This is a genomic window from Arthrobacter sp. SIMBA_036 (assembly GCF_046535135.1).
Classification (GTDB): Bacteria; Actinomycetota; Actinomycetes; order Actinomycetales; family Micrococcaceae; genus Arthrobacter.
This window is the reverse complement of sequence record NZ_JAWRXG010000008.1, coordinates 135,280-150,259: the sequence shown is the minus strand read 5'-3', so window position 1 is coordinate 150,259 and position 14,980 is coordinate 135,280. Positions and strand designations below refer to the sequence as shown.

Sequence of the window (14,980 nt, the reverse complement as noted above, 5' to 3'; positions counted from 1 at the left end):
GCCGTTAGGGGCCGCCTTCATCTGCCGACGCCAGCCAATCCATACGTTCGCGGCCTGGTAGGGGCGGGGCCGTGGACCGGTAGGTGTGTCCGGTGGGGGTGCTGACGTTCAGGGTATGCCGGGGGCCAGACTCGCTTCTGACAGACCAGCCAGGGTTTTCTTTGGTGTGATTGCAGGCTTCGCAGAGTCCCGCGCCGTTTTGGATGGACGTAGGACCGCCCAATTGCCACGAAACTATATGGTCGATGTGGCGGATGGGCGCATCACAGTAGGGGGTTCTGCATGCGGTATCCCGGGTCTCGATGAAACGCCGGAGCCGCTGGGGGAATAGCCGGGCTTTGGAGTCCGAAGCGAGCAACTCGCTCGTCGCAGGTGCTGTGTAGAGCCGGCGAAGCCACACACGGAAGTCGATGTCGACGGCAGCGGCATCTGCTCCTGTGCCGGAAGTCCGCGTCAGCTCCCCAGGTTCGCTTGGTTGAAGTAGTTTCCGTGCCCATCCTGCGGGGACTGTTCCGTAGCCTTTGAGCCGTGCTGGTTCGCTGTCGCCTCGGAACAGGGTGCGGTCCGTCATGACGAGTTGGACGTCGACGCCGGAGATTCCGCCAGGGGTGCCGGTGACGCGTTCCACGAGGGTGTCCGCCATGAGTTGTCCCCGGGATCGCTGATCGCCTGCAGACCGGAGCGAATCGGCGGTGCGGGTCAGCGCGGCGTAGGCGGCCACTCCTTGTGCTGCCGGCAAGAGGGCGGTCAGATAGGTCATGGTATCGGGCGCCGGGCGGAGGCTGACGGTTCGCTCGCTGGCGGCGTGGGCGGCACGTTGGGTGACCGAGCGGGGATCACGGCGGTAGGCGGCGGCTTTTGCCGCGGCGATGATGGCCTTGTCCCCGGAACCATTGAAGGTCCCGGTGTCGGCAGCTAGTTCCTCATCCACCGCACAGCGATCCTCCACCGACAGGCACGCTGTTTCCTTCACCAGCAGTGTGGCGCGCCATTCGTTGAGCTGACCCGATTCCAGTGCGGCCATAGTGCGAGGCATCTCCGTGACCAAGGCCTTCGCCAAACCCAGCAATCGGCCGCCCCGGTTCGGCGACTCACGACGGGCCAACGCTACCTGCGCGGCGACAGCGGAACCCCGTTCGGCAACAGGAACACCGGCTGCCGCTTGTTCTGCGCGCTGGGCCAGGTCAAATGCGACCGCGATTTTGGCCTGCAAACTCGATATGGCCGACTTCATATCCTCCAAAGCGCGCAACTGGTCGATCAGATCACGACTGATGGAACCATGACCCACCGAGTCGGGCTGCTCCGAGTCCGTAGCGTTGGCCGCCGGATGAGGAGTCACTGATGCCGTAGCTGGGCCGGACCGTCTCGAAACAGGCCGGGCCGGGGGAAGCAGAAGCGCAGCACCTATGGCTGTAGCCGCTTGCCTATCCCGAATCTGTTCCATGCCCCTACTCTGCCAAGGGGCACTGACATTATTAGCTCCCCACAGCGACCGCACCAGATTTCGACAAATGCACTAGTTCCGGGCGCCCACCGCACAGCGGTCAGACCCTAACCTACCCCTCCACCCGCTCCGCCTGGCTCGCCAACTCGGCTTCCAATGTCTCGATACTCGGCAAGCTCCCAATCAGCTCCTCGGGCAGCGACTCGGCCAACGACGTTCGCCATTCAGCAATCCCCACAGGCGCGTTGAAGCCACGCAGAGCGTACTCGGCCACCACGCTGTTCTTCTCCTTGCACAGCAGCAGCCCGATAGTGGGCTTGTCATCCGGGTGTGCCATGAGATCGTCCACCGCAGCCATGTACATACCCAACTGCCCGAGGAAGCCGGGCTCGAACTTCACAGCCTTGAGCTCGATCACCATGTAGCAACGCAGCTTCAGGTGGTAGAACAGCAGGTCCGCGAAGAACTCGTCGCCGGCAATTTCCAGACGAATCTGCTCGCCAACAAAGGCGAAACCTTGGCCCAGCTCCAGCAGGAACTTCTCCACGTGCTTCACCAACTGCACCTCCAGGTCGCGTTCGGTGTGCCGTTCGGTCATGGCGAGGAAGTCAAAGACATAGGGGTCTTTGGTGGCTTGCTGGGCGAGGTCTGAGTCCGCCCTGACCATGGTGGAAGCGAAGTTGGTGATGGCCTGCCCGGAGCGCTCGTGCAAGCGGGTGGAGATCTGATGCGTCAGGACGTTACGGGACCAACCATGCTGGACGGCTGCCGCTGCGTACCAGAGCCGCGTGGCGGCGTCGTCGAGCTTTTCCAGCAAGGCGATCTGGTGGTACCACGGCAATGTTGCAAGCGGTGCTTGCAACATTGGGAAGTCCGGCCACGCTTGGGCGAAGCTCTTCATGTACCGAAGGTTCCTGGGGGAGAATCCCTTCGCCCCGGGGAAGCGTGAGCGGATGTCAGCGGACAGCCTCGTGACCACTTTGGCGCCCCAACCTTCCTGGGATTCGCGCTCGGCAAGCTGCCGGCCGATGCTCCAGTAGGAATTCAGCAGCTCAGCATTGGCGGCAGCGACGGCACGAGTCCGGCCAACACGAACTTCCTGAGCCACGGTGTGGAGCAAGTCCGGATACCACTCGGGCATGGAGGAGGCTCCCGGGACGCCCGGGAAGGAAGCCTCGGTTGCTAGCTCTTGGGACTGCATGTGTCTCCTGTCGGTTGCTGTTGGCCACACGCTATGGGCGGGCACTGACAAAATGGACGGGTGAGTGAAGCCGGTGAGTTCGTGGACTACACACTGCAGCGCGAATCGTCGTGGGAGAAAGCCGCAGAAGCCAGCGAGCGCCTGGGCGAAAGCGTGAAAGTGTATGGGGCATCTGTCGGGGCCGTCCGCGGAACCATCCGTGATGCCTTGAAGAAGTACAAGGCCCTGAGCCACGATGACATCACGGCGCTGAGCTCGGAACTGTGGTCGGAGCCTGTATTCGAACGCCGGCTGGCAGCGGTGGTGTTGTTGCAAGCCCGGGTGAGCTTGCTGGTCAACACCGACCTCACACGGATCGAGGGCTTCGTCAGGCAGGCCGGCACGCGGGAACTGGTGGACCCGTTGGCCAAAGATGTGGTCCGGCCGCTGTTGGCCCAGTTGGAGGGGCTGGCACGCGAGCGCGCGGATCGGGTCATGGACCGTTGGGCAGAGGACCCGGACCCGGAATTGCGGAGGGCTGCCGCGCTCGCGACAGGCCGTCCAACCCCTTGATAAGGACCAGCGACCCGCCTACCGTTGCCATCAACACATGCCAGGTGCCAATTCCGTGAATTGAGAGGCAGGGTTGTTTGATGAAATCGCTGTGGCTGGACAGGGAATCCCACTTCGCGTCCGATGCCCTACCGGATGAAAAGCATTGGGACACCATCGTTGTGGGTGCAGGAATCACCGGGATGGTGGCGGCCTTGCTGTTGTCCAGGTCCGGCCAACGCGTGGTGGTGTTCGAGGCCCGGAGCCTGGGCGCGGTGACCACCGGGAACACCACGGGCAAGTTGAGTTTGCTCCAGGGAGGGGCGCTCTCTGCCCTGCGCAGCCAGTACTCCTTGAAAGTGGTGCAGGCCTATGTTGAGGCCAACAAGACAGGGCAGGCGTGGCTGACGCAGTACATGGAGCAGCAGGCCGTCCCGTTTCAGCGCCGAACGGCGGTCACGTTCGCAACTACTGGCGACGGCGGCCAGCGGCTTCGCAAGGAGGCGGCGGTTGCGCGGGACGCGGGTTTGGATGTCCATTTCAGCCGTGACCCCGGACTTCCGTTTCCCGTGGTCGAGGCCTTGGAGTTGGAAGACCAGGCGCAACTTCATCCCATGGAAGTCCTGGATGCCCTTGCCAAGGACATTCGGGGACACGGTGGCGTGATTGTCGAGGGCGTGCAGGTGCAGAATGTTGGCTCCGGCCAACCGATGGAGGTTTCCACCCGCAAGGGTACGTTCACAGCAGACGCGGTGGTGGTGGCCACGGGAACGCCCATCCTGAATCGCGGCCTTTATTTCGCCAAGCTGGAACCGAACCGCTCGTACGCCGCCGCCCTCCGTCCGCCGGCGGGCACTACGGTCCCGCAAGGTATGTACCTCTCCATCGACTCGCCCACACGCTCCCAGCGCACCCACCCCACACCGGAAGGAGAGCTCCTGCTCGTCGGTGGATATGGGCACACCGCTGGCCGTGCGGCATCTCCGCAACAACATCTGGACGACCTCCTCGGGTGGGCGCAGGAGCATTACCCGGGGTCCGAAGTTACCCACACATGGTCCGCTCAGGACTACCAAGCGACCAACCTCATGCCTTTCTTCGGGAAGCTGCCGCGGGGGCATGGCCGGATCTTTTTCGCCACTGGCTACAACAAATGGGGCCTGAGTAACGGGGTGGCGGCGGCCCTGTCCCTTACCTCAGACCTTCTGGGCGGGCAATCGGATTGGGCGAGCGTCATCCACCATCGCGTCACGTCGCCGCAGGGTGCACTCCAGGCGGTGCGACTTAACGCGAGTGTCGCCAAGCGAATGGTCGAGGATAGAGCGAAGGTCCGGAACAACCCTGAGATCACTGACGAAACCCGGCCACCCGAGGGGATGGGCGTCGTCGGGCTTTATCAAGGTGAACCGGCAGCTGTTTCAACCGTCGACGGCAAAGTATGCAGGGTGTCGGCAAGTTGCGCCCACCTGGGTGGCCTGCTCAGTTGGAATGACGCCGAGAAGTCGTGGGACTGCCCGCTCCATGGGTCACGCTTCACCCCCGAGGGCAAGTACCTTGAAGGTCCGGCAACCCACCATTTGCAGAAGACGGTGGGTAAAAAGAAGAAGGATTAGCTCAGCCGGTCGACGCGCCGCTGTGCTTGGTCTGCGGTGCGTCGATGCTCCGTGGCGGCCCTGACGGCAACTTTCTTGTCAGCCTCGGCTGATTCGGCGTCGCGGGTAATTCCGATGAGTTGCGCTTCAAGGGCTGCCAGGCGTTTCTTCAGGTCCCTGATCTCCGCTTCGACGCCTGACCTTCGGCTCGCCAGCTCCTTCACGACGTCCCACGCCTTGGACGCTGCCTCCTCGGCGTCACGGGCCAACCGATCCGCTGATGCGAAGTGGTCCTGCGCCTCCCTGCGCGCTGCTGCGCGTTTGGCGGCACGGCGTTCGGCCAGGGAGGTCGCCTGCTCCCGCGGTTCGTGATCAGGACGTGGGGCGGTGCCGGCGGAGCGCTCCTTAGCTGCCTGTTTCTTAGCGACCTGGCCCTTAGGCGGCGCGGTTTCACCGGCGTCGAACGTGTCTTCCGGTCCGCCCGCCGCGATGGCGCCGGTGAGGTCCACCGGGTCAAAACCGTTCCCGCTGAGGGCTCGGACTAATCGGCCGGTCGATACTGCCCGGCCGGCTCCGGCGTCGGCCATGGCTGCCCGGAAGGTTTGTTCGACGTCGGCAGCTGCGGCGGCGCTCAGCGGCGCACCGAGCTCATGTGCCAGGTCTTTGGCGGCGTGAACTGCCGAGGTGAGCTGCCCCTGCCGATGTTGGCTGAGTTCGCGGAACGCTTCGGTGTCCGATTCCGCTTGGGCGTCTCGAAGGGACGCGCCAAAACGGGCGACGCCGTCGATCACCTCGGGCTTGTGGACGGCCAGTATGTTGACCGCCCACGCGCTGGCGGCAGGCTTGGCAAGCCCGGCAATTTTCTTGGCCACATCCTTGTCGCCTGCGTCCTTGGCTTTGCGGGATAACGCGGCTCGCTCAGCCGTGAAGTCCCGGGGCAACACGGTGTACAGCTGCTGGGCAGCGTCACGGAGGTCCATGAACCCATCCTAGGGTTCTCCTTGGCGGCCACTGTGGGTCGGGATCCACGGGTCGTGATGAGGCAGGGTCGTGATGAGGCCGGGGCGTGTGGGGCACACATCAGCGGATAAAGTTGTCTGAGTTGACTGCTGGATCGGCGAAAGGCTTGGGTTTGACTACTGCATTACCGGAACTGGCGGACGGCAATTTCTACTACGAATCCCTGGGCGGGGGCCGATACCGCTCCACGATCCACGCCCAAGGTGCTTGGAATCCCGAGGAACAACACATGGCACCCGCGTCAGGCATCCTCGCTGACGCCCTGGTCCGCCACGAGCCCCGTGATGACGTACGGATCGCCCGGATCAGCTATGAGATCCTCGGCCTCATTCCGGGCGGCGAATTCCAGGTGACCACCTCAACCCTGCGACCGGGCCGGACCATCGAACTCATCCAGGCCGAACTCTCGGCCCGTGGCCGGGTGGCCATTCGGGCGGCGGCATGGCGGATGATCACCAGCGACACCAGCGCCGTGGCCGCAGTGGAAGACCGGCCCCTGCCCGCGCCCGACGAGTGCAAGCCGTGGGATGGAGCCAGCGTGTGGCCCGGCGGTTACATCCGTTCGTTGGAAATGCGCGTCGCCGAAGGGCACCGTCCGGGATCCGGAAGGGTCTGGATAAAGTCTGAGCATCCCCTGACGGACAAAGAGGACAGCAGCGACCTCGCCCGGCTGATGGGACTCGTCGACACGGCCAACGGCATCGCCGCGCGCGTGCCTCCTGGGCAAGGCAGCTACATCTTCCCGAACGTGGACCTGCAAATCCACATGTACAGGGCTCCCTCGGGGGAGTGGCTGGGGTTGGACAACGAGGTTTCCTTCGGCTCTGATGGCATCGGCCTGACGTCCACCGTGCTGCATGATATCAACGGACCATTCGGCAGGGCCGAGCAGATCCTGACAATAAGGAAAAGCTGATGACCGTGCCGTTGCCGCTTCCCCTCACGGTCTACCGGCAACCGGAATCGTTGGGAGCAGGGCAAGACCTGGATTTTGCCTTGGAGCTGCTAAGGCGGGCCCGAAGCGGCCAGTTGGGGCCGACGTTGCGCCTGTACCGGCCCGAACCCACCGTCGCGTTCGGCCAGCGGGACGCCAACTTGCCCGGATTCGCAGCCGCGGAAGAAGCCTGCAGAAACCTGGGCTTTGAGCCATTGGTCAGGAAGGCCGGGGGGCGGGCAGCTGCCTACCACCCGGGCTCACTCGTGATTGACCACATAGAACCCCATACGGACGCGATCGTAGGGGCCAAATCACGTTTCTCGGTTTTTGGCGAGTTGCTCGCTGGTGCCCTTCGCAGCGTCGGCGTCCATGCCGCCGTCGGCGAAATCCCCGGGGAATACTGCCCCGGCGAGTTCAGTGTCCACGGAGAGGACCCGGATTTCCCGGCCCACCGGATAAAACTGATCGGTACAGCCCAGCGTGTGGTGTCCGGCGGCTGGTTGTTCAGTTCGGTGATCGTGGTGGAGGACTCTGCGCCCATCCGTGAGGTCTTGACGGCGAGTTACGCTGCCCTTGGCCTTGACTGGGACCCGACGACGGCGGGCGCCGCCAACGATCTGCTGCCCCACGTGGACGTCCGCGCGGTGGAAGACGCGGTGGTCGCCGCATATGGCACCTACGCCGACGTGCTCGACGGCGACTTCCGGACGCTTCTGGCGTAGGTGCCCTGCGTGGGTGGATGGTTAGTGGCCCCGAGCTATCCATTCGTCCAAGTGCGGCTTTTCCGCGCCGATAGTGGTCGAATCACCGTGGCCAGTGCGCACCACAGTTTCCTCCGGCAAGGTGAGTAGCTTGGTCCTGATGGATTCGATAATGGTGGGAAAGTCGCTGTAGGAACGGCCGGTCGCCCCAGGACCGCCCTGGAAAAGCGTGTCACCGCTGAACAGGGTCTCCGCGGCGGGTAGGTGGAAGGACACTGATCCAGGCGAATGGCCCGGAGTGTGGATGGCTTTGAGCGCAGCACCAGCCACGGTGAACTCGTCACCGTCCACGATCTCAACGTCCGGGGCCGTGTCAGGGAACACCGCCCGCCACAGCATCATGTCGTCAGCATGGAGGTGAACGGGCGCCTTGACGAGCTCCGCGAATGCCCCTGCGGACGCGATGTGGTCGTCATGTCCGTGCGTGAGCAGTACGGCCTTTACCGCGCGCCCGTCGACGGCGGAGCGAATGGCTTCGGGGTCATGGGCAGGATCAATCACGATGCACTCGGAATCGTCCCCGACGATCCAGACATTGTTATCCACGTCCCAGGTGCCACCGTCAAGGGAAAACGTGCCGGATGTGACCACGTGATCGATGCGGGGGCTGCTTGCGGAGCTCATAGTTCAACAACCGAGCGCAGCACAGTGCCCTGGTGCATCTTGTCGAACGCTTCTTCGACGTCGTTGATGGTGATGCGCTCGCTGACGAAGGCGTCGAGATCCAGTCTGCCCTGTTTGTACAGGTCCACCAGCATGGGGAAGTCGCGGGATGGCAGGCAATCTCCGTACCAGGACGATTTCAAGGAACCACCCCGCCCGAACACGTCCAGCAGGGGCAGTTCCAGGGTCATCTCCGGTGTGGGAACGCCCACCAGTACCACCGTTCCGGCGAGGTCCCGCGCATAGAAAGCCTGCTTGTACGTTTCCGGCCGTCCGACCGCGTCAATGACGACGTCGGCGCCGAAGCCGCCGGTGAGTGCGCGGATTGCTTCCACGGGGTCCCCGGCGGAGGAATCCACCGAATGGGTGGCTCCAAGCTCTTTGGCACGTTCGAGCTTCTTCGCATCGATGTCGACGGCGATGATGGTGGTGGCGCCCGCGAGCGCTGCACCAGCGATGGCAGCTGTGCCCACACCGCCGCATCCGATCACGGCAACGGAATCGCCGCGCTTAACGCCACCGGTGTTCAGGGCCGCACCCAACCCGGCCATGACGCCGCAGCCGAGCAGGCCGACGGCGGCAGCATCGGCGTCGGGGTCCACTTTGGTGCATTGCCCGGCGGCAACAAGTGTCTTTTCGATGAAGGCGCCGATGCCCAAGGCCGGGGAGAGCTCCGTGCCGTCCTCGAGGGTCATTTTTTGGGTTGCGTTGTGGGTGTTGAAGCAATATTGTGCTTGGCCGCGGTTGCAGGCACGGCAGTTGCCGCAGACAGCGCGCCAATTCAGGACCACACGGTCCCCGGGGACGACGTTGGTGACGTCCGGGCCCACTGCGCTGACAACACCGGTGGCTTCGTGGCCGAGCAAGAACGGGAAATCGTCACTGATGCCGCCGAGCTTGTAGTGAAGATCGGTGTGGCAGACGCCGCTGGTGAGGATGTCCACCAAAGCCTCACCGGGCCCCGGTTCGGGAACCAAGACGGTTTCGAGGGTTGCGGGTGCGCCCTTGGAGCGGACGACGACACCTTTGACTGCGTGGACCATGAAATGTTCCCTTCGGCCGTGCGGAGAGCAGGCCTGCTTAAAACAGCAGGGCCCGCTACGGATTTCCCGTTCTGTCTATCACACGTGGCAGACAGTATGTGGAATGTTTCCGTGCGGGCCCGGGGCGCGGGCGCCTCTACAGCTATACGACGGCCAGCCGGCTCTCGACGTCGGAAGCGGACGGGTTGGTGGCGGCCGTTCCGTCGGGGAAGAGCACGGTGGGGACAGTGCGGTTGCCCCCGTTGAGCTGCTCGACGAGCTCGGCAGTGCCTTCGACTTCTTCGATATTGACTTCGGTGTAACCGATGCCCTTGGCGTCCAGCTGCTTCTTCAGGCGGTTGCAGTATCCGCACCATGTGGTCGAGAACATTGTGATGGTGCCGGATTCGGGAGTGAAGTCCATGGGCTCTCCTCTGTAGGTATTCTTGCGGCTGCAGGTAGCTGTAGCCCTTGATGGGTCCGTTCCTACCAACGGTATCCCGGCACTGAAAAATTCCCCGCCTCGGTGACCTGCTGGTGCCCTGCCCGGGTAAAGGGCAGACTGTTGGCATGTGTGGACGATATGTGATGGCTCGTGCGGTGGGGGATTTGCTCGCCGATTTTGATGCTGAACTGGACAGCGAGAATGCCCGCAAGGAGATCGCCCTCGAAAAGTCCTGGAACGTGGCGCCGACCGATGCCGTTCCTATCGTGCTGGAACGGCTTCTCGACGACGGGCCGAAGCGGCAGTTGCATGTTGCCAAATGGGGACTGGTGCCATCCTGGGCCAAGGATGCCAAAGGCGGTGCCCGGCTCATTAATGCACGCAGCGAAACTGTCCTTGAAAAGCCCTCGTTCCGGAAAGCTGCTACTGCCCGGCGTTGCGCCGTCCCGGCGGACGGGTATTACGAGTGGAAGAAGGGTGAAGGCAAGAGCAAGCAACCGTACTATGTGCACCCTGGGAACGGTGCGGCGTTGGCGTTCGCCGGGTTGTATGAGTGGTGGAAAGACCCATCGGCCGCTGAGGACGACCCCGGCCGGTGGCTGCTGTCCATGTCCATCCTCACAGCCGACACTCCAACCGCTGAATCCGCCCAGACCAGGCGCAGCGCCTCGGTGTTCGATGAACTGACAACCCTCCATGACCGCGTGCCGCTGCCCATGAGCAGGGAAACCATGCAAGCGTGGCTCGATCCGCGGGAGAAGGATGCCGCGGGTCTTGTGGAGATGGTCCGTTCGAGGGCGCACGACGCCGCCGCCGACTGGACGCTGGACCCGGTGGGCACCGCCGTCGGGAATGTCAGGAACAATTCCCCGGAACTTATCGAACCCGTCCAGGGCCTGTTCTAACCCGTTCTTCGGGTTTACCCGCGACGCCTCAGAGTGCCTCAGCGACTGGCACGCCTGACTGGAACTCCCTGCCGTCGGCTTCGCTGAAGGCTGTCATGATGTGGCCTTTGCTGAGCCCGTGGATGGCGGAGGCAGGGAAATTGCCGGTGATGACGTTGCCGGAGTGCTCCACGCCCTTGATGTCGTAGTTCTCCTCCGCGCTGAGGGAGTGATTGAACGAGAAGAACGACACTGCTTCGCCGTTCATGAATTCAATGCCGAGCCTGCGCTGGGAGGAATAGTCGGGGCTGGCCGCGACAAGGCCTACAACGTAAGCGCCGGAGCCCGGTATGGTGCCGTCGATTTCGAACCGGGCCACGAGGTTGCCGGCAGTTGCGGTGATGCTGACCTGCTTCAGGAGTGCGTCGTGGGTGCTCATGCCCCAATCCTGCTCTGTGGGCTCCCCGCCGTCCACCCCTGAACTTCGAAGTAGGTTTTGTCGCCTGGGCGTCGTAAACTTGAAGTATTCGAACATACTTTCGAATAGACAATTCGAATGGGCAGGCAAGGAGCGTGGAGATGGGGCTGTTCAGCGAGTCCGTGGACGTCACCTGCACCGACACCGGCCAGCCGCAGGCGGTCCAATGGAAAGGGACCCGGTACACAGTCTGCAGCGAACCCGTCCGATGGTTCGAACGGCGCCAATGGTGGGCCGAAGAAAACCGGGCGCCCCTCGGCAGCGGAGCCGGCCTGGTGGACCACGAGATCTGGCGGGTGCAACTCCAACCCGCCCATGATGCCACCGACTCCACCCGCACCATCACCCTCGACCTCGTCCGCTACGTTGGCAGCCACATTGGCAACCACACGAGCAACCGGTGGAGACTCCTGCGGATCCACGACGCCGCACCAGCCAAGGCCGTCGAACCCGATGAAGCAGCGTGACCCTTGAGCTTCACCCACTTGCACGTCTCCACGGCATTCAGCGCACACTACGGCGTCTCCTGGCCCGATGAACTGGCCCAAACCGCAGCCGCAGACGGCGCAACAGCGCTCGCCTGCACAGACCGCGACGGCCTCTACGGCACCGTCAAACACCTCAAGGCCTGCATGAGCGCCGGCATCGACCCCATCGTGGGGGTCGACCTCGCGGTCTTCGACGACGACGGCGACCACCGCACCCAAGTCGCGGGCCGCGTCGTCGTACTCGCCCACGGGAACAACAACGGCGCAGGCTACCGCGCCCTCTGCCGCCTCGTCTCCGACGCACACGCCCGCACCTCCGGAAAAGCCGGAGGCGCCATCCCCGCAGCAGTGACCCGTGCCGAACTCGCCTCAAGGACCTTGGACCCAAAAACCCTCAAACCGGTCCTCACAGTCCTGATCGGGCCCGACTCGGACGCCGGACGGGCCATGGGCGGACGCAAATACCTCAGGCCCCGCACCCTCTTCAAACAATGGATCGACGCCATGCCGCCAGGTACCGTCGTCGCCGAAGTCGTCTCCCACCTCAGCGCCCCCGGAATACCCCTCAGCACAGCCCACGCCGTCCGCATGCTCAAGCTCGCCCTCGAATACAACGTCCCCGCCGTCCTCACCAACGCGGTCCGCTACTGCGCCCAGGACGGCGCCCCCACCGCAGATGTCCTCGACTCCGCACGGACACTGAAATCACTCCCCGAACTCACCTCCGAGCCACTGCTCCAACCCACCGGACAGGGATGGCTCAAAAACGGGCAACAAATGCTCCAACTGGGCAAAGAAATCATGCATGCAGCCGGACAAGGACAAACCGGGCTCCACAAATTACTCGCCAACACAGAAGCGCTCGCCGACAAATGCCGCATGGACCCCGTAGGAGACATGGGATGGAAGAAGCCCGTGGTTCCCGAGTCATCCATCATCGGCATCGACTGCGATCCGATGATGGAACTCTCCCAGCGATGCGAAGCGGGAATCACCCGCAGATTCCCAGGCATCAAAGGCCCGGCAAGAGAACAGCTGCGCTCGCGGTTGGACCATGAGCTGGGGATCATTGGAAAGCTCGGATTCGCCCCGTACTTCCTCACCGTGGCTGAAGTCTCGCGGATGATCATCGCCATGGATGTCAGGGTGGCAGCACGCGGTTCAGGGGCATCGAGCCTGGTGAACTACCTGATCGATATCAGCCAAGTAGACCCAATCCGGCATGACCTCATTTTTGAACGATTCCTGTCAAGCCGACGATCAACACTTCCGGATATCGACCTCGACGTTGAAAGTGCCGAACGGCACAACGTTTACCACAAGATCTTTGAACGTTTCGGGCGGGAGCGCGTCACCCTGATGAGCATGCAAAACGGCTACAGGGCCCGGGGCGCCGTGCGGGATGCGGGAATGGCATTGGGGATGGATGAAGGCGAAATCGGAGAAATTGCCAAACAGCTGTGGAGGTTTTCGGCCCGTCATTTCCGTGAAGCACTGGTGGAGAAGCCGGAACTGAGGGATTTTGCCGGCAGGGTGGAACGCAGTGGCCATGAAGAAAACCAGCAGCTGGACCTTCTGGTGGACCTCACCGAGAGGCTGGACCGGTTGCCCAGGCACATTTCCATGCACCCGTGCGGGGTGATTTTGGGAGACGCCACGCTGTTGGATCGGACGCCTGTGCAACCAAGCGGGTTGGGGCTGCCCATGAGCCAGTTCGACAAACATGACATGGATCCCATGGGCATGCTCAAGCTCGACGTCCTGGGCGTACGGATGCAAAGCGCCATGGCCTATGCCGTCCGGGAAGTCATTCGCTTGCACCCTTCCAAAGCCGAAGTTGTGGAAGCCGGAAAACATCCGGTGGGCCCTGATGGCTCAGGTCCGGACTATATCGCCCCCGATGGCAGGATCGAGCTCAATGCGGTGCCGTTCGACGACGAACCTACTTATGAGCTGATCCGCAGTACCCACACGCTGGGCTGTTTCCAGATTGAATCTCCAGGGCAGCGGGAGCTCATCGGGAAAATGGCCCCCCGCGAGTTCAATGACCTCATCATCGATATCTCCTTGTTCCGGCCCGGACCCATGAAATCGGACATGGTGCGGCCCTTCTTGGAGCAAAGGCACGGATTTGCTCCTGAAATCTATCCACACCCGGACCTCAAGCCTGCACTGCAGGAAACCCACGGAGTAACTGTCTTCCACGAACAGATCCTCAGGACCTTCCACATCATGACAGGGTGCGGACTGGACACGGCAGATGAGTTCCGACGAGCCCTGGGCGATGAAATCCTTGAGCCTGAGGTCGAGAAGAAGTTCCGACGCGACGCGATCAAGAAATATCCTCCAGAGGTGGTTGACAAAGTGTGGGCAACGTTGAAGGCCTTCGGCAGCTTCGGTTTTTGCAAAGCCCACGGTGCCGCCTTCGCGGTGCCCACCTATCAATCGGCATGGCTCAAAGCCCATCATCCCGAGGCGTTTCTGGCCGGCTTGTGGGAACACGATCCCGGCATGTACCCCAAGCGCCTCCTGGTCGCCGAAGCGCGGCGACTGGGGATCCCCATCCTGCCCTTGGACATCAACCGCAGCCAGGCTGAATACCGGGTGGAAAAAATCCAGGAGGGCAAGGACGCCGGCAAGTTGGGAATCCGGTTGAGCCTGAACGGTATCTATGGACTCTCAGGAGCTGAACTGCGAAGGATCGCGGCGGGGCAGCCCTACGATTCCCTGGCAGATCTCCGGGCTAGGGCGCGGGTCAGCAAGCCAAATATTAAGAGGCTGGCCCAGCTTGGGGCCTTTGATGCGTTGCATAAAGACTCCGGGGGAGTGGCGAACCGGGCCGATCTGGTCCAGCACCTGCAGTCCCTTCAGAGTGCTCCCTCCAGGAAACCCAGGGATGTTATCGACGGACAACTGGCCTTTCCACTTGGCGATGTGGAGTTGAAAAACCTGGTCCCGGAACTACCTGCGCCCACCTTGGTGGAAAACGTCCGGGCGGAGCTCGATCTAATGGCTGTCGATGTCAGCGAGCACCTTATGGGCAGCTACAAACCATTGCTGGACAAGCTCGGGGTCACTACTGCTGACAAGCTCCTTGGCTTGCGAAACGGGAGTGAGGTTTTGGTTGCCGGAGTCCGGGTCGCTACCCAAACACCGCCGATGAGAGGGGGCAGGCGCGTAGTCTTCATCAGCATTGACGATGGCACCGGTTGCGTCGATTCTGTCTTCTTCCACGAGGCGCAGGAAGAATCCGGCCCCCTGCTGTTCGGTACCAGGTTGCTTTTGATCCGCGGAACCACCCGCCGGACCGGCCCCAGGGGAATCAGCATAAGTGCCAGCAAAGCGTGGGATCTCAGTTCCCCGGAAACATTGCCCTATGGAGAGCTCCTGCCCAGCGGGGCCGGCTTGGATGATGAATTCACTCACGACGGACCGCTGCTGGGCATCTCCAGGAACCTGGCCATCACCGGATTGGGAAGCTGAAACGCCGGGACCGCGCTGCTTTTGCCGC

The 14,980-nt window shown here is 62.8% G+C and carries 14 protein-coding genes; 7 read left to right on the top strand and 7 right to left on the bottom strand.

Features of this window, described 5'->3' with window-relative positions:
* Positions 1-4: 4 nt before the first annotated feature.
* On the bottom strand, positions 5-1,447 hold the full coding sequence (locus SB659_RS12555) for a DUF222 domain-containing protein (protein ID WP_410550625.1): 1,443 nt from the start codon (positions 1,445-1,447) through the stop codon (positions 5-7).
* Positions 1,448-1,559: 112 nt separating this feature from the next.
* A complete protein-coding gene (locus SB659_RS12550; protein WP_410550624.1) occupies positions 1,560-2,648 on the bottom strand; it encodes a PDDEXK nuclease domain-containing protein in 1,089 nt (362 codons plus the stop codon).
* Positions 2,649-2,708: 60 nt separating this feature from the next.
* On the opposite strand from SB659_RS12550, the gene SB659_RS12545 reads away from it, so the two are divergent.
* Positions 2,709-3,200: a DNA alkylation repair protein gene (locus SB659_RS12545; RefSeq protein WP_284977992.1), complete on the top strand. Its 492-nt coding sequence runs from the start codon at positions 2,709-2,711 to the stop codon at positions 3,198-3,200.
* A gap of 80 nt (positions 3,201-3,280) precedes the next feature.
* On the top strand, positions 3,281-4,792 hold the full coding sequence (locus tag SB659_RS12540; protein WP_284977991.1) for an FAD-dependent oxidoreductase: 1,512 nt from the start codon (positions 3,281-3,283) through the stop codon (positions 4,790-4,792).
* Here SB659_RS12540 and SB659_RS12535 read toward each other — a convergent pair.
* The gene (locus tag SB659_RS12535; protein ID WP_410550623.1) at positions 4,789-5,751 is read right to left on the bottom strand and encodes a hypothetical protein; all 963 of its coding nucleotides are present in this window, start codon (positions 5,749-5,751) and stop codon (positions 4,789-4,791) included. The two genes, SB659_RS12540 and SB659_RS12535, sit on opposite strands and share 4 nt — an antisense overlap.
* Before the next feature lie 152 nt (positions 5,752-5,903).
* On the opposite strand from SB659_RS12535, the gene SB659_RS12530 reads away from it, so the two are divergent.
* Both SB659_RS12530 and SB659_RS12525 read left to right on the top strand, forming a co-directional pair.
* Entirely contained in the window at positions 5,904-6,707 is an 804-nt protein-coding gene (locus tag SB659_RS12530; RefSeq protein ID WP_410550622.1) for a thioesterase family protein, read from the top strand.
* Positions 6,707-7,450: a biotin/lipoate A/B protein ligase family protein gene (locus SB659_RS12525; protein WP_410550621.1), complete on the top strand. Its 744-nt coding sequence runs from the start codon at positions 6,707-6,709 to the stop codon at positions 7,448-7,450. Before SB659_RS12530 ends, SB659_RS12525 begins: the two co-directional genes overlap by 1 nt.
* Positions 7,451-7,471: 21 nt before the next feature.
* On the opposite strand, the gene SB659_RS12520 is transcribed toward SB659_RS12525, so the two are convergent.
* The 3 genes from SB659_RS12520 to SB659_RS12510 all read right to left on the bottom strand — a co-directional run bounded on the left by SB659_RS12520 (position 7,472) and on the right by SB659_RS12510 (position 9,598).
* On the bottom strand, positions 7,472-8,113 hold the full coding sequence (locus tag SB659_RS12520) for an MBL fold metallo-hydrolase (RefSeq protein WP_284976505.1): 642 nt from the start codon (positions 8,111-8,113) through the stop codon (positions 7,472-7,474).
* Positions 8,110-9,195 (bottom strand): S-(hydroxymethyl)mycothiol dehydrogenase, encoded by a 1,086-nt coding sequence (locus tag SB659_RS12515; protein WP_284976506.1) that lies wholly within the window; start codon positions 9,193-9,195, stop codon positions 8,110-8,112. The genes SB659_RS12520 and SB659_RS12515 overlap by 4 nt, the downstream gene beginning before the upstream one ends.
* Before the next feature lie 142 nt (positions 9,196-9,337).
* On the bottom strand, positions 9,338-9,598 hold the full coding sequence (locus SB659_RS12510; protein WP_284976507.1) for a mycoredoxin: 261 nt from the start codon (positions 9,596-9,598) through the stop codon (positions 9,338-9,340).
* A gap of 146 nt (positions 9,599-9,744) precedes the next feature.
* Between SB659_RS12510 and SB659_RS12505 the strand changes: the two genes are divergently transcribed.
* A complete protein-coding gene (locus SB659_RS12505) occupies positions 9,745-10,524 on the top strand; it encodes an SOS response-associated peptidase (RefSeq protein WP_284977987.1) in 780 nt (259 codons plus the stop codon).
* 28 nt (positions 10,525-10,552) lie between these two features.
* Here the strand turns inward: SB659_RS12505 and SB659_RS12500 are convergent, their stop codons facing one another.
* Positions 10,553-10,942 carry a hypothetical protein gene (locus tag SB659_RS12500; protein WP_284977986.1) on the bottom strand — a complete coding sequence of 130 codons (390 nt, stop codon included), beginning with the start codon at positions 10,940-10,942 and terminating at the stop codon, positions 10,553-10,555.
* A 140-nt stretch (positions 10,943-11,082) separates the two neighbouring features.
* Here SB659_RS12500 and SB659_RS12495 point away from each other — a divergent pair, with 140 nt between their 5' ends.
* Positions 11,083-11,448 carry a DUF6504 family protein gene (locus SB659_RS12495; RefSeq protein ID WP_410550620.1) on the top strand — a complete coding sequence of 122 codons (366 nt, stop codon included), beginning with the start codon at positions 11,083-11,085 and terminating at the stop codon, positions 11,446-11,448.
* A 3-nt stretch (positions 11,449-11,451) separates the two neighbouring features.
* Positions 11,452-14,952: a DNA polymerase III subunit alpha gene (locus tag SB659_RS12490; RefSeq protein WP_410550619.1), complete on the top strand. Its 3,501-nt coding sequence runs from the start codon at positions 11,452-11,454 to the stop codon at positions 14,950-14,952.
* Positions 14,953-14,980 lie beyond the last annotated feature (28 nt).

Excerpts from the sequence above, each read along its gene's own strand:
- SB659_RS12535 (WP_410550623.1), bottom strand. The coding sequence starts at position 5,751 with ATGGACCTCCGTGACGCTGCCCAGCAGCTGTACACCGTGTTGCCCCGG.
- SB659_RS12540 (WP_284977991.1), top strand. The coding sequence starts at position 3,281 with ATGAAATCGCTGTGGCTGGACAGGGAATCCCACTTCGCGTCCGATGCC.
- SB659_RS12515 (WP_284976506.1), bottom strand. The coding sequence starts at position 9,195 with ATGGTCCACGCAGTCAAAGGTGTCGTCGTCCGCTCCAAGGGCGCACCC.
- SB659_RS12520 (WP_284976505.1), bottom strand. The coding sequence starts at position 8,113 with ATGAGCTCCGCAAGCAGCCCCCGCATCGATCACGTGGTCACATCCGGC.
- SB659_RS12495 (WP_410550620.1), top strand. The coding sequence starts at position 11,083 with ATGGGGCTGTTCAGCGAGTCCGTGGACGTCACCTGCACCGACACCGGC.
- SB659_RS12550 (WP_410550624.1), bottom strand. The coding sequence starts at position 2,648 with ATGCAGTCCCAAGAGCTAGCAACCGAGGCTTCCTTCCCGGGCGTCCCG.
- SB659_RS12525 (WP_410550621.1), top strand. The coding sequence starts at position 6,707 with ATGACCGTGCCGTTGCCGCTTCCCCTCACGGTCTACCGGCAACCGGAA.
- SB659_RS12500 (WP_284977986.1), bottom strand. The coding sequence starts at position 10,942 with ATGAGCACCCACGACGCACTCCTGAAGCAGGTCAGCATCACCGCAACT.
- SB659_RS12555 (WP_410550625.1), bottom strand. The coding sequence starts at position 1,447 with ATGGAACAGATTCGGGATAGGCAAGCGGCTACAGCCATAGGTGCTGCG.
- SB659_RS12510 (WP_284976507.1), bottom strand. The coding sequence starts at position 9,598 with ATGGACTTCACTCCCGAATCCGGCACCATCACAATGTTCTCGACCACA.
- SB659_RS12505 (WP_284977987.1), top strand. The coding sequence starts at position 9,745 with ATGTGTGGACGATATGTGATGGCTCGTGCGGTGGGGGATTTGCTCGCC.